We start from the raw sequence: 19,160 nt of genomic DNA on the forward strand, positions 1-19,160 counted from the left end.
ATGTCCACGATGGTGTCGCGCGGAACGGTGGTGATCGAGGCGTTCTTCCGGTCCGTCTCCCGCGGAGCTCGCCCAGTCCCCCGTGAACCCGGCGGGCCTGGGTGGCAGCGGCGGCACGGGGCGGCGCCGCGGCCAGAACGGCGACGGCAGCGGTGACGGCAGCGGCCGCGACTCCGGTGGCGGCAACGACCGTCCGGGCGGTCCCGGGCGGCCCGTGCCCCCGCAGGGGACCGCCATGCCCGCGCTCCCGCCCGCGGCGGTGGCTCCCGTGCCGGTGCCGCCGTTCCCGGGACTCCCCGTTCCGCTGACGGAGCACCCCGCCGGGCGGCGGCGCGCCCTGGGGGCGGCCGGTCCGGCGCAGCCGGGCGGCCCCGTGCCGGCGACCGGGCTCGGGCCGACGCCCACGCCCATGCCCGCTCCGATGTCCGCGCCTCCCTCCTCCCCGGCTCCCGCTTCCGTACGGCCCATCGCCCCCGAGGGCGGCTTCGCGCTGCCCGCCGGACCGACGCCGGCTCCGCGGCCGCCGCAGGCCCCCTCCGGGGTCGACGCCGACGCCGCGGGCGGGCGGCGCGGGCGCCGGGTGCTGAGCGCGCCCGGCACCGACTCCGAGGGCGCCGAAGCCCCCGGCGGGCGGGTGGACGCGGGCGCGCAGGGCCCCGTAGCCCCCGAGACGCATCCCACCGGGCGGCGGCGTGCGCAGCCCGCCACCCCGGCCTGGCCGGTTCCGGCGGCCCGTACCGCCCCCGAGGACTCGGACGGCGCCGGGCAGATCGCCGTACCCGGAGCCCGGCAGCCGCAGGACACGTCCGCAGAGAGCGCCGGGGCGCCGATCAGCGTCCGCGCGCTGGGCAGCCTCGGACAGGGCGGCGGATCCGGCGACACGAACGGTTCCGGCCGGCGCCGCCGGCTCGCGGAGCCCGCGCCCGAGGGCCGTGCCTTCGCCATAGGAGCACCCGAGGCGGGCTCCGCCGAGGGCCCCGAGCCGTTGGACGGGCCCGGTGGCGCCGTCGAGGTGGTCAACCGGACCGTGCCCCGTCCCGTGGACGACGAGCTGCCGCCCGAGCCGCTGGACAACCCGCGCCGGCTCCTGGTCTGGCCGGCTCCGGACGCGCAGACGCAGGCCGCACTGAGCGACCGCGGCTACCGCCCGGTGATCGTGCACTCCCGCGAGGAGGTCGACGCGCAGATCGCGGCGTTCCCCGCCGCGCTGTTCGTGGACCCTCTGACCGGACCGATCACCCGGACCGCCCTGCAGTCGCTGCGCCAGGCCGCGGTGGCCGCCGAGGTGCCCGTGCTGGTGACGGCCGGGCTGGGGCACGCCACGCGCGAAGCCGCGTACGGGGCGGATCCGGCCGTGCTCCTCAAGGCGCTCGCGCCGCGCGACAGCGAGCAGCACCCCTCCCGGGTCCTGCTGATCGAGGAGCACGACGAGATCGCGACCGCGCTGACCGCCGCCCTGGAGCGGCGCGGCATGCAGGTCGCGCGGGCCGACGCCGACACGGACGCCGTGGAGCTGGCGACCCGGATGCGGCCGAACCTGGTGGTGATGGACCTGATGCAGGTGCGCCGCCGCCGGGCCGGGATCGTGGACTGGCTGCGCGCCAACGGGCAGTTGAACCACACCCCGCTGGTCGTCTACACGGCCACGGGGATCGAGCCGGCCGAACTGGCGCGGCTGGCCTCGGGCGAGAGCGTGCTGTTCCTCGCCGAGCGGTCCACCACGGCGGACGTGCAGGGCCGCATCGTGGACCTCCTGGCCAAGATCGGCACCAACTAGTCATTCTGGCCGCATGGCCATCACCGACACGAGCGAGCAGACCGTCCCCGCAGACAACGGGGAGGTCAGTCTGCTCATCGCGCGACAGGTTGATCCGGGCCACGAGGAGAACTTCGAGGCCTGGGCCCACGGGATCCTGGAGACGGCCTCGGCCTTCCCCGACCACCTGGGGTACGGGCTGTTCCGCCCGGCAGTCGAGGGCGGTCCCTGGTTCCTGGTGCACCGGTTCCGCAACCAGGCGGCCTTCCAGCGGTGGCAGGACTCCGCCGAGCGTGCCGCCTGGTTCTCGAACTGCCTCGGGCACCACCACACCGAGATAGCCCGGCGCGAACTGCACGGCATGGAGACCTGGTTCGCGAAGCCGGGTACGGCCCGGCCCGCGCCGCCGCGGTGGAAGATGGCGGTCAGCTCGGGGCTCGCCATCTTCCCGATCTCGCTCGCGGGCAACGCGCTGCTCGGGCCGTACCTGGTGAATCTGAACTTCGTGCTGCGGACGGCCGCGTTCGCCGTCGTCTTCAGCACCCTGATGACCTACGTGGCCATGCCCGCGATCAGCAAGCTGCTGCGGCCCTGGCTCACGCGCGGCCAGTAGTCCCGGTGGAGCCCCCTGGGGCCGGTGGGCCTCAGTCGAGCTTGGTGACGTCGAGGACGCCCTCCGCGTACTGCTTGCGGATCACCTTCTTGTCGAACTTGCCGACGCTCGTCTTCGGTACCGCCTCGACGAACGCCCAGCGCTCCGGCAGCTGCCACTTGGCGATCGACTGGCCGAGGAAGGCACGCAGCCCCGCGTAGTCCACGGTGGCCCCCTCCTTCAGGACGACGGTGGCCAGCGGGCGCTCGTCCCACTTGTCGTCGGGGACGGCCACGACCGCCGCCTCGGCGACGTCGGGGTGGGCCATCAACGCGTTCTCCAGCTCCACGCTGGAGATCCACTCCCCGCCGGACTTGATGACGTCCTTGGCCCGGTCGGTGAGAGTCAGGTAGCCGTCGGTGCTGATCACGCCGACGTCGCCGGTCTTGAGCCAGCCGTCCGCGCTGAACTTGTCCTCGGGGCGGGTCGGTTCACCGGCCGCGCCTCCGTAGTAGGAGCTCGCGATCCAGTTGCCGCGGACCTCCAGCTCACCCGCCGACTCGCCGTCCCAGGGCAGGATGTCGCCGGCGGGGCCCACTAGGCGGGCCTGGACTCCCGCCGGGAAGCGGCCCTGGGTGATGCGGTACGGCCACTCCTCGTCGGCGCTCAGACCGGCCGGCGGGTTGGCCATGGTGCCCAGAGGGGAGGTCTCGGTCATCCCCCAGGCGTGGCACAGGCGTACGCCGAGCTTGTCGTAGGCCTCCATCAGGGCGGGCGGACAGGCCGCGCCGCCGATGGTGACCTGCTTCATCGAGGTCAGGTCGCGCGGGTTGGCGGTGACCTCGGCGAGCAGCCCCTGCCAGAGGGTGGGGACGGCCGCGGCGTGCGTGGGCTTCTCGCGCTCGATCATGTCGGCGAGCGGGGCGGGCTGCAGGAAGCGGTCCGGCATCAGCATGTTGATGCCGGTCATGAAGGTGGCGTGCGGCAGACCCCAGGCCTGGACGTGGAACTGCGGGACGACGACGAGGGTGGTGTCCTTGTCGGTCAGGCCCATCGACTCGGTCATGTTGACCTGCATCGAGTGCAGGTAGATCGAGCGGTGGGAGTAGCTGACGCCCTTGGGGTCACCCGTGGTGCCGGAGGTGTAGCACATGGCCGCGGCCTGGCGTTCGTCCAGCTCGGGCCAGTCGTAGGTGTCCGGGCGGCCCGCCAGGAGCTCCTCGTACTCGTGCACGCGCACGCCGAGGCCCTCCAGCGCGGAGCGGTCGCCGATGCCCGCGACCACGACGTGCTCGATGGTCGGCAGGTGCGGCAGGAGCGGGACGAGCAACGGCAGCAGGGTGCCGTTGACCAGGACGACCTTGTCGGCCGCGTGGTTGACGATGAAGACCAGCTGCTCGGGAGGGAGCCGCAGGTTCAGCGTGTGCAGGACGGCCCCCATGGACGGGACCGCGAAGTACGCCTCGACGTGCTCGGCGTTGTTCCACATCAGGGTCGCGACACGGTCGTCCTGCTGGACGCCCAGCTCGTCGCGCAGGGCGTTGGCCAGGCGCGTGGCGCGGGTCCCGATCTCGGCGAAGCTGCGGCGGTGCGGCTCGGCCTCCCCGGTCCAGGTCGTGACCTGGGACTTCCCGTGGATCGTCATCCCGTGCTGCAGTATGCGGGTGACGAGGAGTGGTACGTCCTGCATGGTGCTCAGCAAAGCGTCCTCCCGGTGAGCGCTGCGGCGCTGCGGCGGCTACGGATGCTGCGATTCTGCGCACGTACCGGTCGGCATGTCACTACCCAAGAGTAGAAACGCGGCGTTGTTTCACGTGAAACATCGGCCGGGCGGGGCGGCACTCAGCGGACGGGTGTCAGCTCCGGGTCCTCGCGGAGCTTGACCAGCGCCCGGGAGACGGCGCTCTTGACCGTGCCCACGGAGACGCCGAGCAGCTCGGCGGTCTGGGCCTCGCTCAGGTCCTCGTAGTAGCGCAGGACGACCATCGCCCGCTGCCGGTCGGGGAGCCGGGTCACCGCACGCCACATGGCGTCGCGCAGCGCCTGTGCCTCGGCGGGGTCGGTGGTCGGCGGCTCGTCGGCCTCGGGGAGCTCGTCGCAGACGAACTCGTCGACCTTGCGCTTGCGCCACTGGCTGGTGCGGGTGTTGACGAGGGCCCGGCGGACGTAGCCGTCCAGCGCGCGGTGGTCCTCGATGCGGTCCCACGCGACGTAGGTCTTGGCCAGCGCCGTCTGGAGGAGGTCCTCGGCATCGCAGGGGTTGGCGGTGAGCGAGCGCGCGGTGCGCATCAGGACCGTGCCGCGGGTCCGGACGTACGCCGAGAACGACGGGTACGGCGTCGGATTCGAGGCGAGCGTGCACACAGGCGGGGTCATGGCTCCACGCTATGAGCGGCGCGGCCCCACCGGATCGGCCGCAAGTGCCGAAGCGGGATCCCCCTCAGGTTGTAGGGGTGGGGCCCGCCCCACCTCCTGAAGGTGGAGGAGGCGGGGCTTCCACACGGAAGGATCGCGGGCGGATGAGCCGTCCGTGACGGGGCCGGTCAGCCGTCCGTGACGGGCAGGTGAGCCGTCCGTGACGGGCCGGTCAGTCGTCCGCGAGGGGCAGGTCAGCCGTCCGCGCCCAGGATCAGGCCGGAGGTCGGGACGCCGGTACCGGCGGTGACCAGGGCGTGGGCGGCGCCCGAGACCTGGTTGACGGAGGTGCCGCGGAGCTGGCGGACCGCCTCGGCGATGCCGTTCATGCCGTGCAGGTACGCCTCCCCGAGCTGGCCTCCGTGGGTGTTGAGCGGCAGCGCGTCCGCGGCCACGAAATCGGCGGCCTCCCCCGGTGCGCAGAAGCCGAACTCCTCCAGCTGCATCAGCACGAACGGGGTGAAGTGGTCGTAGAGGATGCCGACGTCGATGTCCGAGGGCCGCAGTCCACTGGTCCGCCACAGCTGCCGGGCGACCACGTCCATCTCCGGCAGCCCGGTGAGGCCGTCCCGGTAGAAGGAGGACATGGCCTCCTGGCGGCGGCCCGCGCCCTGTGCCGCCGCCGTGATCACGGCGGGCTTCTGCCGCAGGTCGCGGGCCCGTTCGGCGGTGGTGACGACGATGGCCTGGCCGCCGTCCGTCTCCTGGCAGCAGTCGAGCAGCCGCAGCGGCTCGACGATCCAGCGCGAGGCGGCGTGGTCGGCGAGGGTGATGGGCTTGCCGTAGAAGTAGGCGGCCGGATTGTTCGCGGCGTGCCGGCGGTCGGTGACCGCGACGTGGCCGAAGGCCTCCGGGGTCAGGTTGTAGGCGTGCAGGTAGCGCTGGGCCGTCATGGCCACCCAGGAGGCCGGGGTGAGCAGTCCCCAGGGCAGCGACCAGCCGAGCGCCGCGCCCTCCGCCGAGGGTTCGCGCTGCTGGACGCCGGAGCCGAAGCGGCGCCCGGAGCGTTCGTTGAAGGCGCGGTAGCAGACCACCACCTCCGCGACCCCGGTGGCGACGGCGAGGGCGGCCTGCTGGACGGTGGCGCAGGCGGCGCCGCCGCCGTAGTGGATGCGGGAGAAGAAGGAGAGGTCTCCGATGCCGGCCGCCTGGGCGACGGTGATCTCGGGGCTCGTGTCCATCGTGAAGGTGACCATGCCGTCCACGTCGGCGGGGGTGAGCCCGGCGTCGTCGAGGGCCGCGTGCACGGCCTCGACGGCCAGCTTCAGCTCACTGCGGCCGGAGTCCTTGGAGAACTCGGTCGCGCCGATGCCGGCGATGGCGGCGCGGCCGCCGAGCTCGTCACGGGTGCGGACGCTCATGCCGTGCCCTCCGGGGTGCCGAGGACGCTGTCCAGGGTGTCCTGCGCGGGGTCCTGGTCGGACGGTGCGCCGCCCAGCGTGACGGTGACGGTGCCCGTGACGTGGTGGCCGATGCCGTTGGCGCCGACCACGCGGATCTCGGCGGTGTCCCCGTCGAGGGCGGTGACGGTGCCGGTCAGCGTCATGGTGTCGCCGGGGTGGTTCGGGGCACCGAGGCGGATCGCGACCTTGCGCAGGACCGCGCGCGGGCCGAGGTGGTCGGTGATGTACCGGCCGACCAGACCGTTGGTCGTCAGGATGTTCATGAAGATGTCCGGGGAGCCCTTCTCCCCCGCGAGCACCGCGTCGTGGTGCACGTCCTGGTAGTCGCGGGAGGCGATCGCGCCCGCGACGATCAGGGTGCGGCTGACCGGTATCTCCAGCGGTGGCAGTGCGTCGCCGATGTTCATGCCTCGTCCCCCTCGGGCGTGTCTTCGGACAGGACCGCGCCCAGCTCGGCCAGCAGCTCGCTGCCGCAGCCCAGGTACGCGTCGAGCTGGCGTCCCCACAGGAAGTGCCGGTGGACGGGGTGGTCGAGGTCGGCGCCCATGCCGCCGTGCAGGTGCTGGCCCGCGTGGACGACCCGTTTGCCCGCTTCCGAGGCCCACCAGGCCGCCGTCAGGGCGTGCTCGCCCGCCGCGAGCCCTTCGTCCACGCGCCAGGCCGCCTCGTACGCGGTGACCCGTATCGCCTCGGTGTCCATGTAGGCGTCTGCTGCGCGCAGCATGACCCCCTGGTTGGTGGAGAGCGGCCGGCCGAATTGCTCGCGGGTGGAGGTGTACTCGACGGCGCGGGCCAGCGAGCCCGCGCAGACCCCCGCCTGGAGGCCGGCGAAGGCGGTCCGGGCGACGGCCAGTACGTCCGCGCAGGCGCCCTCCCCGCCGACCCGTTCCGCCTCGGCGGCGGTCAGCGTCAGGCTTCCGGCCGCCCAGGGAGCGGTGGTCTCCACCGGCTCGGTACGCACCCCGGGCGCGTCCGTCCGTACGAGCCACAGGGCTCCCGCCCGGTCCGGGACCAGGACGTGCGTGGCCTCGCGCAGCCAGGGCACGGCGGGGGCGCAGCCGGTGAGCCGGCCGTCCGGCGCAGCGGTGATCCGGCCCCGGTTCGGGAAGGCCCCCGTGGCGACCGCGTCGCCGGAGCCGAGCGCGGGGAGCAGCCGGGCGCGCTGCTCGTCGGTGCCGTGCCGGGTCAGGGCGAGGATCCCGTACACGCACGTGGCGGCGTACGGGACCTGCGCGGTCGTGCGGCCCTGCTCCTCCAGCAGGAGCACCAGGCCGAGCAGGCCGACGTCCTCGACCGCGGCGGTCAGCCCGGCGGCGGTGAGGGCCTTCCACAGCTCGGCGTCACTGCCGGTGCCGGCGGCGCCCAGGCGGTCGTGGGTGGCGAGGTCGCCGAAGATCTGGGCGGCGAGTCCGGCCGCGGCGGCCTGTTCCTCGGTGGGGTGGAAGTCCATCAGGCTTCGCTCCCCCGGAAGACGGGCAGTTCCAGTTCCTCGTCCACGCGCAGGAACTCCAGGCGCACGGGCAGCCCGATGCGGACCTTGTCGTACGGGACTCCGGTGATGTTGCTGACCATGCGGACCCCTTCGGCTAGTTCGACGAGGGCCACCGCGTAGGGCGGGTCGAAGGCGGGGAAGGGCGGGTGGTGCATGACCACGTAACTGAACACCGTGCCGGCGCCGGACGCCTCGACCATGTCCCAGTCAGGGCTCCCGCAGGCGTTGCAGCCGGGGAGCCAGGGGAAGCGGAGCGTCGCGCAGGCGGTGCACCGCTGGATCAGGAGCTTGTGCGCGCGGACGCCGTCCCAGAAGCCCTGGTTGTCTCGGTTGATCACGGGGCGGGGACGCTGGACGGGCTTGGCGGGCTTCCCCGACCCGGTGGGCTTCTTCGCCGCCGGGGCGTACTTGAGGATCCGGAAGCGGTGGGTCCCGGCGGGTTCGCCGTTCGCGCGGACGTCCATGCGGGTGGTCACGAAGTGGCCGGTGCCCAGCTTGGTCGTCTTTCGCGGCGACACCGACTCGATGACGGCGTCGAAGGTGATCACGTCGCCGGGGCGCAGCGGCCTCAGGTACTCCTGCTCGCAGTCGGTGGCGACCACGGAGGTGCAGCCCGCGCCGTCGAGCAGCGTGAGGAGGTCGTCGTAGGCCGAGGAGCGGTCGCCGTGTCCGGAGAGCCCGCCCATCGTCCAGGCCTGGAGCATGGTGGGCGGGGCGATGGCGTCAGGCCCGGTGTAGGCGGGGTTGGCGTCGCCCATCGCCTCGCACCAGTGGCGGATCATCGGCGCGTTGACCGCGTCCTTTCCCTGGCCGGCGGTGGCGGCGGGCTGCCCTTCGAAGGACGTGAGCAGCGTGTGGAAGCGCGCTGCCTCCCTGTCCGCTTCCGTCTCCGCTGCTGCGTCCGATGTTGGCTCCGCTGCTGTGTCCGCTGCTGTCTCCGCTGCTGTCTCCGCTTGCGATGCTCCGGTGGCGGGCGTGGCGGTCATCGCTTCCTTCCCTTCATACCGAGCCGCATCATGGCGACGATCTCCCGTTGGACCTCGCTGACGCCGCCTCCGAAGGTGTTGATCTGGGCGGCCCTGTTCATCCGCTCCAGCTCGCCGCCCGCGAAGACCGCGGGGCCGGAACCCCGGATGAGCGCCTCCTCCCCCACCACCTCCTGGCAGATCCGGTACACCTCGACGGTGGACTCGGTGCCCAGGAACTTCACGCCGCTCGCGTCGCCCGGGGCCAGGGTGCCCGCGCCGACGTCCTGGACGAGGCGCCAGTTGAGGAGGCGTACGGCGGCAAGGCGCGCATGGGCCTCGGCGAGCCGCGACTGGACCCAGGGGCGGTCGGCGGGGCGCTCCCCGGTGACCGGGTCCGGGGTGCGGGCGTGGTCGAGCGCGCCCCGGTAGAAGTCCTCGGCCTGCATGCCGATGGCTGCGAGGGCTACGCGTTCGTGGTTGAGCTGGTTGGTGATCAGACCCCAGCCGCCGTGCTCGGGGCCGACGAGGTTCCCGGCGGGCACGCGGATGGAGTCGTAGTACGTGGCCGTCGTGGTCAGCCCGCCGACGGTGTCGATCGGGGTCCAGGCGAAGCCGGGGGCATGGGTGGGCACGAGGATGATGGAGATGCCCTTGTGCTTGGGGGCCTCCGGGTCGGTGCGGCAGGCGAGCCAGATCCAGTCTGCGTTCTGGGCGTTGGAGGTGAAGATCTTCTGGCCGTCGATCAGCCAGCCCTCTTCGTCCCGGACGGCCCTGGTGCGCAGGGAGGCGAGGTCGGTGCCCGCCTCGGGCTCGGAGTATCCGATGGCGAAGACGAGTTCGCCCTTGAGGATCCGGGGGAGGAAGTAGTCCTTCTGCTCCTGCGTCCCGTACTTCATCAGGGTCGGGCCGACGGTGTTGAGGGTGACCATGGAGACGGGGGCGCCGGCCCGGTAGGCCTCGTCGAAGAACACGAACTGCTCGTCCGGGCCGCGGCCCTGGCCTCCGTACTCGACGGGCCAGCCGAGGCCGAGGAGTCCGTCGGCGCCTATCCGGCGCAGTAGTGCGCGCTGCTCGGCGGGGTCCTCGGGCACCCCGTCCGGCAGCAGGTTTCCGAAGTACTCCCGCAGCTCGGCGCGGAGCCGCAACTGGCCTACGGTCGGGGCGAGGTGCACGGCGCTGGCCTCCCGGCATCACATCATCAAGTGGAGCTGACTGTCCGTCAGATTCCAGGTGGATGTCAAGGCCGACGCCCTCCCGGGCACGGTGACGGAGCACGCACAACGCCCGAGGGCGCCCGCACTACCGGACCCCAGCCGGTCCGGTCGCGCAGGCGCCCTCAACAGTCGGTGCGGCTCAGGCCGCGGCTACCACCAGGGGTAGAAGTTCACCGAGACGTTCGAGTTGTGCTGTTCGATCGCTGTGAAGGCCGAGCCGTTGACCTGCGCGGTGTTGTTCTGGTTGGACGCGCCGGACCCGGTGGCCACCTGCTGCGAGGTGGAGGAGTTGCCGTGGTTGTTGCCACCCACGCCGCTGCCGATGATGCTGGCGACGCTCGCATTCGATCCGTCGTTCGCGAAGGAGCCGTTGTCGGCCGATGCCACCCCGCCGAAGAGGGCGACGGCGAGGGGGAGAGCGGCGACGGCGGCGATGACGCGGGCGGTACGGATGCTTGCCATGTCTTTATCCTCCAGAAAACCGAAGTGGGGTGTACTCCAAGGCAGTTGGCCGACCGCCTCGGTCGTTCCGTGTGGTGACGACGTCGCGAGTCCAGAGTTGCCCACCGAATCCCCGGCGAACCACCCCCGAGTACGCGATTCCCCCGCAAGCATGACCAACACCGGATAAACCCCATTCACGCCCCCGGCGCCCCAGGTCAGCGACTTGAGACCCGCTGAAACCCCCGCCGGGCAAGAGCTGAACCGTTCCGCCAAACCGGCCGGCCCCGGACATGCCGAAAAGGGCCGCTCCGTCCGGGAACCCCACCGTCTCCCGGGCCTGCGGCCCTGCGCTGCCAAGCTTCACGCCCCCTGCACGCCCCCGGCGCATGCCGGGGTCTTCCCACCGTGCCCCGCTCCGGGGCACCTTCACGGCGCGATCCGCGGTCGCGGCCTACACACACCGACCGACCGGGCTCCAGCGCCTGCTGATCCTGCACCTACTGCCGTTCCTGCTTCCGCTGCCTTGCTCCTGCTGCCTTGCTTTTGCTGCCTTGCTTCTACTTCTACTTCTGCCTCTGCCTCTGCTTCTGCTTCTGCTTTCACTGCCTTGCTTCCGCGTGCCGCCATGCCCTGCACGCGTGTGCGTACAACCGGGCCCTGCGTCCCGTACCTGCACCTGCACGTAAAGGGACTCCTACGTCTCCGCCGTACGAGCACTCCGTGCCGCGCGCGCTACGCGGCGAGCGCCATCTCCCGGCGAGCGGCCCCGACGCGGACCGCTGCGGCGATCGCGGCGCTACGGACGCTGTCGTCCACTCCGTACTCGAACCCGGATCCGGAGCCGGCGGCCAGGGCGGTGGTGGAGCGGCGGACGGACGGGGTCTTGCCGTGGGCCTCGGCGCGGATGCGCTGCTTGATGGTGGGCGGGAGCGAACCACCGCGCATCATCGCCCTCCAGGTCCGCCGGGCCATGAAGGCCGGCCGGTTCGCCGCCGCGGCCGCGGGGGCGGCGGGGGAGGAGGAGAGCGGGGTGGCGGCGGCCTGGGCGGCCTTGCCGCCGAAGCCGAGGGAGGTGAGGAGGGCCACGAGGGCCGCGAGGACGGTGGTCCAGATCGACGTGATGGTGCTGCGGTGAGCCATGACGGGTCCCTCATTTCGCGATGTTCCGACGGGTGGATCTGAATACATTCGTCATGATGCGGGCGCAACCGGAACGCCTCCATGCCCCGCGCCGATCTTCGGACAAACACCACTCAAAGGGGCTAATCGCATAATTCCACCCCCTGGATTCCCTGTGTGAAACCGGGCCTGCCTTCCGCCGGAAAGGCGCCATCTCCCCTTCTCCTGACGGACGTTGACATCCGCGCAGCTCGACCCGCCTGCCCCCCAGGGCGCAGCGGATCTTTTCTCATGGCCGGGGGCCAGGTTCACGTCGGCGGGGCGGGCTCGCTCGGGCCGCCGGCGGCCCCGGGACCGGCTTCGCGGACCAGCCGGTCGCCCTCTCCCTCCCGGGGGGCCTGACTGCGCCCGTGGCGGTAGGCCGGCACGACGAAGGGGTGCCCCGGAAACGGGGCACCCCTTCTGGGCGGGGCCTGGGCCCTGCCTGGTGCGGTGGGTGTGGGATTTGAACCCACGGTGACTCGCGCCACGACGGTTTTCAAGACCGTTCCCTTAGGCCGCTCGGGCAACCCACCTGGCGGGTACAGAGTACCGGGCGGTGGGGGTGGACGGCGCTGGGGATTCGCGGGGGGTCAGGCGGTCTGGGCCTTGTCGTAGGCCGCCTTCGCCTCGTTGCCGAAGTACGGGCCGTACATCCGGTTCGGCAGGAAGGTGTAGCCGAAGCTGTTCACCGAGACCTGGGTGCCCAGACCGGTCGCCTCGTTGAAGTCCTGGAACCAGGGGCCACCGCTGGAGCCGCCGGTCATGTTGCACGGCAGGCTGTGGTCCTTGGTCAGGAGGAAGTCCTTGCCGGAGTTGCCGCTGCAGTACACGAGCTTGGAGCCGTCGTACGGGGCAGCTGCCGGGAAGCCGAAGGCGTACATCTTCTTGTTGTAGCCGCCGTTGAAGACGATGCCCTGGGCGCCGACGGCCTGGCTGAGGGTCTTCCCGTTCAGCGGGGCGACGACCGCCAAACCGACGTCCATGTTCATGTCCTCGCTCGCCACCCACTGGTCGGTCGCGAAGGTCTTGGTGGCCCTCCACTGCCCGTAGGGCGCGTTCCCGTTCTCGTATCCCGGGACGAAGATCCAGTCGGTGTGCCAGGCGCCCTGGTACTTCACGCAATGGCCAGCGGTGATCACCGTGCTGCCGTTCGCGCTGGTGATCGAGTCACCCGAGCAGGAGGCGCTCTTCCCGTTGAAGGTGAAGAAGACCCGGCCCGAGGTCTTGACCACCGCGCCACCGGCCGTCCAGGCCCCGCCCGGCTGGGGGAAGGCCGCGGGGGAAGCCTCGGCGGGGGTCGGGGCGATCCGCGTGGGGCGCTCCGCGGTGGTGGCCGCCGTACGGGCGGCCGCGCCCGGTGCGGCCATGCCCGGGGCTGCCGTGATGTCCAGCGGGGTGGCGGCCCGCATCCGCTCGGCCGACCAGGAGCCCGGGGCGGGACGCTGCTCGGCGGCCGAGGGGGAGGCCGCCGTCAACGCACCCGCGAGCAGGGCTCCCGTCGTGAGGAGGACCGATAAGGCTGTCCGATGACGATTCACGCATGACTCCTTCTGCCGTGCCCGGATGAAGAGTGGTCGGTGCGGATCGGGGGCAGAGTGGCACGCCGGGAACGAGATGTCAGGCACCAGTCGGAACGTTCGGTCGGTTCCGGCCAGGAAATGGCCAACTCCGGTCAGGTGGTGAGGAGGACACCCGCGTACGAGGCGCCGGCCACCACCATCCAGGCCGCGAGGCCCAGGAGGGCGGCACGGCCACCGGTACGGGACAGCGTGGGCAGGTGGACCGCGCTGCCCAGGCCGAACAGGGCGGCGGCAAGCAGCAGTTCCTGGGCGGTGTGAGCCCACTCCAGCGCTACGTCGGGCAGCACCCCGGTGGCGCGCAGCGCGGCCGCCGCGAGGAACCCGGCCACGAACAGCGGCACCGGGGCCGGCCGGCGGCCCGAGGGCGTGCGCACTCCGCGCCGGCGGGCCCGTACCGAGAAGGCCACGGCTGCGACCAGCGGGGCCAGCATCGCCACGCGCATCAGCTTGACCAGCACCGCTTCGCCGAGGGCGCCGGGGCCGGCCGTCTGGGCGGTCGCCACCACCTGGCCGACGTCGTGGACGCTCGCGCCCACCCAGCGGCCGAAGTCCGGGTCGGAGAGTCCGAGGGGAGACTGGAGGAGCGGGAGGACCGCGATGGCCAGGGTCCCGCACAGGGTGACCAGAGCCACCGAGGAGGCCACGTCCTCCTCGTCGCTGCCCGATACCTGGCTGACGGCTCCGATGGCCGAGGCTCCGCAAATCGAGTACCCAGTGGCTATCAACAGCGGCTGGTCCCCCGGGAGTCCGAGCCGCCGACCGAGCCAGAGGGTGCCGAAGAAGGTCGCCGCCACGACCGCGGCCACCATCGCCACGGTGCCCCAGCCCAGCCGCAGCACCTCGTCCAGCCCCAGCGCCAGGCCCAGCAGGACTATGCCGATCCGCATGAGGCGCCGCCCGGCCAGGGAGAGGCCCGGGCGCGCGGTGCCCCGTACGACGTTCCGTAGGCGGGGTAGGTGAGCCGCCGCGATGCCGAGCACCACCGACACCGTCAGCATCGGCGCCCAGGGAACCAGCCGGTGTACCGACCAGGCCACCAGAACTCCGGCCGCCGCGAGGCCCAACCCGGGCCACGAGGAAGATGTTTCACGTGAAACATCAACCGGAACCGGTGATCCCGCCCCCCGCACGGGGCGGTTCAGCAGGGCCATCAGTCGGTCGGGAGCGTGTAGACGCGGCGGACACTGCTGCCCAGGCGTACGACGTCGGCGCCGTAGACGTGCAGGGATATCGCCTTCGTGCGACAGGAGTTGCGGACCTTGTGGATGTCGCCGGGCGGGGCGAATCCGCAGACCTCGCCGGGGCCGTTGACCACGTGCTCGGTCGCCACCAGCCGGGCGCCGGTGGTGGCCGTGGCGGGAGCGAGGCGGTAGCGGAGCTCGCTCTCCTCGCCCTCGTGCACCCCGGCCACGCACCACGAGACGTGGTCGTGGATGGCTGTCTCCTGGCCCGGCAGCCACACCAGGGCCACCACGGAGAAGCTGCCGTCCGGCTCCGCGTGCAGGACGTGCTGCCGGTAGCGGTCGGGGTGCCCTTCCCGCTGCTCGGCGGTGAGCAGACCGGGCGTGCCCAGGTGCGGGGCGAGGCGTTCGCCGACCAGGTAGGCGGTCAGGTCGGGGGCCAGGCCCCGGTCCACGACCGTACGGATCTCACTGACGAGGGCGGCCGTCCTCGCGGTCGTGCGGGCCGGCGTGGTGGTGGTCATAGGGGGAGCGTCGAGGAGCCCACCCATCACGTCCAACGACAGTTCTGAGCTGAAATCCCAAGACCGGCTTATGGGTTGGGGCGGAGGCGGCTCCTCCGGTGGGCCCGTTCAGCAGCCGACGCGGTTCGAGGCGGCCTGCCTCAGTGCCTCCAGCACGACCGCCGTCGCCGGGACCCGCAGATGGTCGCGGTAGACGTGTGCGGCGATATGACGACGTGCGGCGGGCAGCAGGGCCCGTCCGCAGACTTTGCTCAGCGAGAGCGAGGGCAGGACCAGGGCGGGCATCATGGCCACGCCCAGGCCCTGTGCGACCAGGCTCTGGACCACCAGGTTGTCGTCGGTGGCGAACCGGATGTCGGGCACGAAGCCGAGCCCCGCGCATTCGTGCAGGAGGTTCGCCCGGCAGCGTGGGCAGCCGGCGATCCACCGCTCCTCGGAGAGGTCCGCGAGGTGCACGGCCCGCCGCCGGGCCAGGGGGTGCCCGGTCGGCAGCAGCACGGTCAGCTGGTCCTCCATGAGCCTGACCTCGGCGACCTCCTCCGGTACCTCCTCGTGCAGGCCGGGATAGGTGAAGGCCAGGGTGATGTCGCACTCGCCCCGCTCCAGCCGGCGCAAGGAGTCCGGGGGCTCCCCCTCCAGCAGCTCGACCTGGATCCCCGGGTGCTCCTTGGCCAGGCTGCTCAGTGCCTCCGGGACCAGGGTGACGTTGGCGCTGGGGAAGCCGCACAGCCGGACACGGCCGGTCCGCAGCCGGGCGTACGCCTTCAGCTGGGCCTCGGCGGCGGAGAGGCTGCCGAGGATGGCCTCGGCATGCCGGGCCATCGACTCCCCGGCCTCGGTGAGCTGCATGCGGCGTCCCACGCGGGTGAACAGCGGGGTGCCGACGGCGCGTTCGAGCGCCTTCATCTGCTGGGTGATCGCGGGTTGTGTGTATCCGAGGACCCGGGCGGCGGCCGAGTAGGACCCCGAGGCGACCACCTCGTGGAACGTCCGTATGTGCCGCGAATCGAACACGGTCGAAGCATAAGCGGACGTTGGGAGGGGCCGCAGGCACAATCGCGCCTACGGCCCCTCACCATCAAGCCAGTTGGTCCTGCCGCCCACCGGCGGCGGACGGCTACTTGTCGCCGACCCGCGAGCCGAGCGTGATGTCCACCGTGGTCGGCTTGCCGTCGCGCAGGTAGGTCAGCTTCACCGTGTCGCCCGGCTTGTACGTCCAGATCTCGCTGATCAGGGTCGGGCCGCTGTCGATCGGCTTGCCGCCGAGCTCGGTGATGATGTCGCCGGGCTTCAGCCCCGCCTTGCCCGCGGGGCCGTTCGGGTCGACCAGTTCGCCGGCCGAGGCGCCGGTCTCGGAGATCTTCGCGCCGTCGGTCTTGGCCGCGAGGTCCACGGAGACCGAGATCACCGGGTAGACCGGCTTGCCCGTCTTGATCAGCGATTCGGCGACGTTCTTCGCCTGGTTGACCGGAATGGCGAAGCCGAGGCCGATGGAGCCGGCCTGGCCGCCGCCGAAGCCGCCGTTGCCGGCCGACTGGATCGCGGAGTTGATGCCGATGACCGCGCCGCGGCCGTCGAGCAGCGGACCGCCGGAGTTGCCCGGGTTGATCGAGGCGTCCGTCTGGAGGGCGCTCATGTACGAGTTCTTGCCGCTGGAGCCGTCCCCCGAGGCGACCGGACGGTTCTTGGCGCTGACGATGCCGGTGGTGACGGTGTTGGACAGGCCGAAGGGAGCGCCGATCGCGATGGTCGAGTCGCCGACGGCGACCTTGTCCGAGTCCCCGAGGGGCAGCGGCTTGAGCCCGGACGGCGGGTTCTTCAGCTTGATGACGGCGACGTCGTACCCCTGGGCCCGGCCGACGACCTCGGCCTCGTACTTCTTGCCGTCGGAGAAGGTCGCGCTGAGCTTGCCGCCGTTGGCCGCGGAGGCGACCACGTGGTTGTTCGTGAGGATGTGGCCCTGCTGGTCGTAGACGAACCCGGTGCCGGTGCCGCCATCGCCGTCGCCGGCCGAGGCCTCGATGGTGACGACGCTGGGCAGCGCGCCGGCGGCCAGGCCCGCGACGGAGCCCGGATCGCGCTTGAGTTCCTTGGGCGTGTTGCCCGCGCTGACCGTGGTGGAGCCGGAGCCGTCGGCACTCCGGTCGGCTGCCCAGTAGCCGACGCCGCCGCCGACGCCGCCCGCGAGGAGCGCGGCCGCGAGGACGCCCGCGATCATGCCGCCCTTGCCCCTCCGCTTCGGCTGCGGTGCACCGTCTGTGGCCGGCAGCACGCCCCAGCCGCCACCGCCCTGGCCGCCGCCGGCGCCGTACGCCGGGGCCGCGGGCGGCGGGGGAGGCCAGCCCTCGGCGCCCATCGGGTGGGGCGCGGGGGCGTCGGCGTACGCCGGGGTGACCGGCGGAACCGGGTTCTCGGCGTACGCGGGAGCCGGGGCCGGTGCCGGGGGCTGGACCGCCGCGGCGGGCTGGGCCGGCGGGGGCTGCGCTGCCGGGGTGTGGGGGAGCTGCTGGGTCGGCTCGGCGCCGGGCGCGGGCGTCGGCGGCAACTGCTGCGTCACCGGCTCCACGGCCGCCGGGGCGGCGGGCGTGGCAGGCGCCGCGGGCGCGGCCGGCGCGGCGTCGACGGGCGCGGCCACCGGGGGTACGGGCGGAGCCGCGGGGGGCGTCGGGGCCGCGGTGCCCTCGTTCTCGGTGCTCACAGCGCTCTCTCCTCGTCACACACGGCTTCAGAAATACGGGCGATATCGGTCCGACTGAACGTTCGACGTGCCGTACAAGTTCCTGGGCAAAGCCTTTCCCATGCCCCGTCAGAGCACTGTAAGCCGGACCTGTGAGTCTCCCCCATCCTTTATCCCAGACATTTTGGACGCATCTGCGGAAGCACCCGAAGGGCCTTCCCCGACATCCGGGCCCCTCCCGGTGGCACCATGAGCCGGTGACCCACGCAACGCCGCGCCCCATCCAGGTCGTCGCCCACCGCGGCGCCTCGGAGGATGCCCCCGAACACACGCTGGCCGCCTACCGCAAGGCCATCGAGGACGGAGCCGACGCGCTCGAATGCGATGTCCGGCTCACGGCCGACGGCCACCTGGTCCTGGTCCACGACCGGCGGGTGAACCGCACCTCCAACGGCCGCGGCGCCGTCTCCGCCCTGGAGCTGGCCGATCTCGCCGCCCTCGACTTCGGCTCCTGGAAGGACCGGGAGGAGTCTCCCGACTGGGACGCGGACCCCGAGCGGACCTCCGTGCTCACCCTGGAGCGGCTGCTGGAGTTGGTCGCGGACGCAGGGCGGCCGGTACAGCTGGCGATCGAGACGAAGCACCCGACCCGCTGGGCCGGACAGGTGGAGGAGCGCCTGCTCTTCCTCCTCAAGCGCTTCGCGCTGGACGCCCCGCCCACCGAGGGGCCGCACCCCGTCCGCGTGATGAGCTTCTCCGCGCGCTCCCTCCACCGGATGCGGGCGGCCGCGCCGACGGTCCCGACCGTCTACCTGATGCAGTTCGTCTCACCCCGGATGCGGGACGGGCGGCTGCCGGCCGGAGTGCGGATCGCCGGGCCCGGGATGCGGATCGTGCGCAACCACCCGGCCTTCATCCGCAAACTTCAGGCCGCCGGGCACTCCGTTCACGTGTGGACCGTGAACGATCCGGAAGATGTTCAGCTCTGCGCTGATCTGGGTGTGGAAGCGATCATCACGAACCGACCTCGACAAGTTTTGTCACAGCTGGGCCGCTGACATCCCGTTTTGCGCACCCGTCACAGGAGAAACATCCGTTACGGGGTGTGCACCGGCGCATCCGCTCCGCGTCCGGTCGCCGTGAATGCGTCAGAGGGCGCTGGTCCGGCGGTTTCCGGTCCAGGCCATTGGGGCATCCAGACCATGCGTGGGGCTAAGGAGGTTCCGGGGGTGGCGTTGATGGTGGCACAAGAAGTGCCCACGTCGTCGTGCATGGACGTGTCCCATGGTCCTGCGGGCGTGGGCGAGGCAAGGCACCGGATGCGCGAGCAATTGCGCGTCAGCGGAGTGTCCGAATCGATCGTGGATGACGCCGTACTGATCCTTTCCGAACTGCTCAGCAACGCCTGCCGGCACGGCAGACCGCTGGGCGCGCGGGAGATCGGAGACGGTGGGATCCACGCGTCGTGGCACGTCGACAAGGCGGGTCGGCTGACGGTCGAGGTCACGGACGGCGGCGGGCCCACCCGCCCCATCCCGGCCAAGCCCTCGGTCACCGCGCGGGGCGGGCGGGGGCTGAACATCATCAGCGCCCTGGCCCAGGACTGGGGTGTCCGGGACGGAGCGGCGGGTGAGGTCACCGTGTGGGCGACCGTTGCCTGTGGGCCCCGGCACGAGGATTTCGCTACGCGCGTTGCGCCCCCGGCGATCGATTTCAGTACGGCTTTCGACGATCTGGATTCCTGATCCGACCG

17 protein-coding genes, 1 tRNA gene and 1 pseudogene are annotated in these 19,160 nt (G+C 72.0%); 4 read left to right on the forward strand and 15 right to left on the reverse strand.

Annotated features, from left to right (window positions below; genetic code table 11):
- Positions 1-868: 868 nt before the first annotated feature.
- Both ABZY57_RS00005 and ABZY57_RS00010 read left to right on the forward strand, forming a co-directional pair.
- Positions 869-1,777, forward strand: a pseudogene (locus ABZY57_RS00005) (response regulator); the annotation flags it as partial.
- Positions 1,778-1,790: 13 nt separating this feature from the next.
- A complete protein-coding gene (locus tag ABZY57_RS00010; RefSeq protein ID WP_356506499.1) occupies positions 1,791-2,369 on the forward strand; it encodes an antibiotic biosynthesis monooxygenase in 579 nt (192 codons plus the stop codon).
- 31 nt (positions 2,370-2,400) lie between these two features.
- On the opposite strand, the gene ABZY57_RS00015 is transcribed toward ABZY57_RS00010, so the two are convergent.
- From ABZY57_RS00015 to ABZY57_RS00085, 15 genes are all read right to left on the reverse strand, one after another.
- Complete coding sequence (locus tag ABZY57_RS00015; RefSeq protein ID WP_356506501.1) at positions 2,401-4,050, reverse strand: long-chain fatty acid--CoA ligase; 1,650 nt, start codon at positions 4,048-4,050, stop codon at positions 2,401-2,403.
- Positions 4,051-4,190: 140 nt separating this feature from the next.
- Complete coding sequence (locus tag ABZY57_RS00020) at positions 4,191-4,724, reverse strand: SigE family RNA polymerase sigma factor (RefSeq protein WP_356506503.1); 534 nt, start codon at positions 4,722-4,724, stop codon at positions 4,191-4,193.
- Positions 4,725-4,957: 233 nt separating this feature from the next.
- Positions 4,958-6,124 carry a lipid-transfer protein gene (locus ABZY57_RS00025; protein WP_356506505.1) on the reverse strand — a complete coding sequence of 389 codons (1,167 nt, stop codon included), beginning with the start codon at positions 6,122-6,124 and terminating at the stop codon, positions 4,958-4,960.
- Positions 6,121-6,573 (reverse strand): MaoC family dehydratase, encoded by a 453-nt coding sequence (locus ABZY57_RS00030; protein ID WP_356506507.1) that lies wholly within the window; start codon positions 6,571-6,573, stop codon positions 6,121-6,123. Before ABZY57_RS00030 ends, ABZY57_RS00025 begins: the two co-directional genes overlap by 4 nt.
- Positions 6,570-7,616, reverse strand: a complete 1,047-nt coding sequence (locus ABZY57_RS00035; RefSeq protein ID WP_356506509.1) for an acyl-CoA dehydrogenase family protein — start codon at positions 7,614-7,616, stop codon at positions 6,570-6,572. Before ABZY57_RS00035 ends, ABZY57_RS00030 begins: the two co-directional genes overlap by 4 nt.
- The gene (locus tag ABZY57_RS00040) at positions 7,616-8,644 is read right to left on the reverse strand and encodes a bifunctional MaoC family dehydratase N-terminal/OB-fold nucleic acid binding domain-containing protein (protein ID WP_356506511.1); all 1,029 of its coding nucleotides are present in this window, start codon (positions 8,642-8,644) and stop codon (positions 7,616-7,618) included. The genes ABZY57_RS00035 and ABZY57_RS00040 overlap by 1 nt, the downstream gene beginning before the upstream one ends.
- Positions 8,641-9,798 (reverse strand): acyl-CoA dehydrogenase family protein, encoded by a 1,158-nt coding sequence (locus ABZY57_RS00045; protein WP_356506513.1) that lies wholly within the window; start codon positions 9,796-9,798, stop codon positions 8,641-8,643. The genes ABZY57_RS00040 and ABZY57_RS00045 overlap by 4 nt, the downstream gene beginning before the upstream one ends.
- A 192-nt stretch (positions 9,799-9,990) precedes the next feature.
- A complete protein-coding gene (locus tag ABZY57_RS00050) occupies positions 9,991-10,302 on the reverse strand; it encodes a hypothetical protein (protein ID WP_356506515.1) in 312 nt (103 codons plus the stop codon).
- 714 nt (positions 10,303-11,016) lie between these two features.
- Complete coding sequence (locus tag ABZY57_RS00055; protein WP_356506517.1) at positions 11,017-11,424, reverse strand: DUF6344 domain-containing protein; 408 nt, start codon at positions 11,422-11,424, stop codon at positions 11,017-11,019.
- A 469-nt stretch (positions 11,425-11,893) separates the two neighbouring features.
- Positions 11,894-11,978 (reverse strand) — tRNA-Ser (locus tag ABZY57_RS00060).
- Between the two features lie 57 nt (positions 11,979-12,035).
- Entirely contained in the window at positions 12,036-12,983 is a 948-nt protein-coding gene (locus ABZY57_RS00065) for a peptidase (RefSeq protein WP_356506519.1), read from the reverse strand.
- A gap of 134 nt (positions 12,984-13,117) precedes the next feature.
- Positions 13,118-14,176 carry a putative sulfate exporter family transporter gene (locus ABZY57_RS00070; RefSeq protein ID WP_356506521.1) on the reverse strand — a complete coding sequence of 353 codons (1,059 nt, stop codon included), beginning with the start codon at positions 14,174-14,176 and terminating at the stop codon, positions 13,118-13,120.
- Positions 14,176-14,730, reverse strand: a complete 555-nt coding sequence (locus tag ABZY57_RS00075; RefSeq protein WP_356506523.1) for a cysteine dioxygenase family protein — start codon at positions 14,728-14,730, stop codon at positions 14,176-14,178. The genes ABZY57_RS00070 and ABZY57_RS00075 overlap by 1 nt, the downstream gene beginning before the upstream one ends.
- A 108-nt stretch (positions 14,731-14,838) precedes the next feature.
- Positions 14,839-15,744, reverse strand: a complete 906-nt coding sequence (locus tag ABZY57_RS00080) for a LysR family transcriptional regulator (RefSeq protein WP_266907002.1) — start codon at positions 15,742-15,744, stop codon at positions 14,839-14,841.
- 103 nt (positions 15,745-15,847) lie between these two features.
- A complete protein-coding gene (locus ABZY57_RS00085; RefSeq protein WP_356506525.1) occupies positions 15,848-17,428 on the reverse strand; it encodes a trypsin-like peptidase domain-containing protein in 1,581 nt (526 codons plus the stop codon).
- 236 nt (positions 17,429-17,664) lie between these two features.
- Between ABZY57_RS00085 and ABZY57_RS00090 the strand changes: the two genes are divergently transcribed.
- Positions 17,665-18,465, forward strand: a complete 801-nt coding sequence (locus ABZY57_RS00090; RefSeq protein ID WP_356506527.1) for a glycerophosphodiester phosphodiesterase — start codon at positions 17,665-17,667, stop codon at positions 18,463-18,465.
- Positions 18,466-18,645: 180 nt separating this feature from the next.
- Complete coding sequence (locus tag ABZY57_RS00095) at positions 18,646-19,152, forward strand: ATP-binding protein (protein ID WP_356506800.1); 507 nt, start codon at positions 18,646-18,648, stop codon at positions 19,150-19,152.
- Positions 19,153-19,160: the final 8 nt, after the last annotated feature.

The organism is Streptomyces sp. NPDC006450, assembly GCF_040612195.1.
GTDB lineage: Bacteria > Actinomycetota > Actinomycetes > Streptomycetales > Streptomycetaceae > Streptomyces.

Bases quoted from the DNA above. Each gene is read 5' to 3' on its own strand.
- ABZY57_RS00070 (WP_356506521.1), bottom strand. From the start codon at position 14,176: ATGGCCCTGCTGAACCGCCCCGTGCGGGGGGCGGGATCACCGGTTCCG.
- ABZY57_RS00010 (WP_356506499.1), top strand. From the start codon at position 1,791: ATGGCCATCACCGACACGAGCGAGCAGACCGTCCCCGCAGACAACGGG.
- ABZY57_RS00095 (WP_356506800.1), top strand. From the start codon at position 18,646: ATGGTGGCACAAGAAGTGCCCACGTCGTCGTGCATGGACGTGTCCCAT.
- ABZY57_RS00020 (WP_356506503.1), bottom strand. From the start codon at position 4,724: ATGACCCCGCCTGTGTGCACGCTCGCCTCGAATCCGACGCCGTACCCG.
- ABZY57_RS00030 (WP_356506507.1), bottom strand. From the start codon at position 6,573: ATGAACATCGGCGACGCACTGCCACCGCTGGAGATACCGGTCAGCCGC.
- ABZY57_RS00025 (WP_356506505.1), bottom strand. From the start codon at position 6,124: ATGAGCGTCCGCACCCGTGACGAGCTCGGCGGCCGCGCCGCCATCGCC.
- ABZY57_RS00075 (WP_356506523.1), bottom strand. From the start codon at position 14,730: ATGACCACCACCACGCCGGCCCGCACGACCGCGAGGACGGCCGCCCTC.
- ABZY57_RS00040 (WP_356506511.1), bottom strand. From the start codon at position 8,644: ATGACCGCCACGCCCGCCACCGGAGCATCGCAAGCGGAGACAGCAGCG.
- ABZY57_RS00050 (WP_356506515.1), bottom strand. From the start codon at position 10,302: ATGGCAAGCATCCGTACCGCCCGCGTCATCGCCGCCGTCGCCGCTCTC.
- ABZY57_RS00035 (WP_356506509.1), bottom strand. From the start codon at position 7,616: ATGGACTTCCACCCCACCGAGGAACAGGCCGCCGCGGCCGGACTCGCC.
- ABZY57_RS00055 (WP_356506517.1), bottom strand. From the start codon at position 11,424: ATGGCTCACCGCAGCACCATCACGTCGATCTGGACCACCGTCCTCGCG.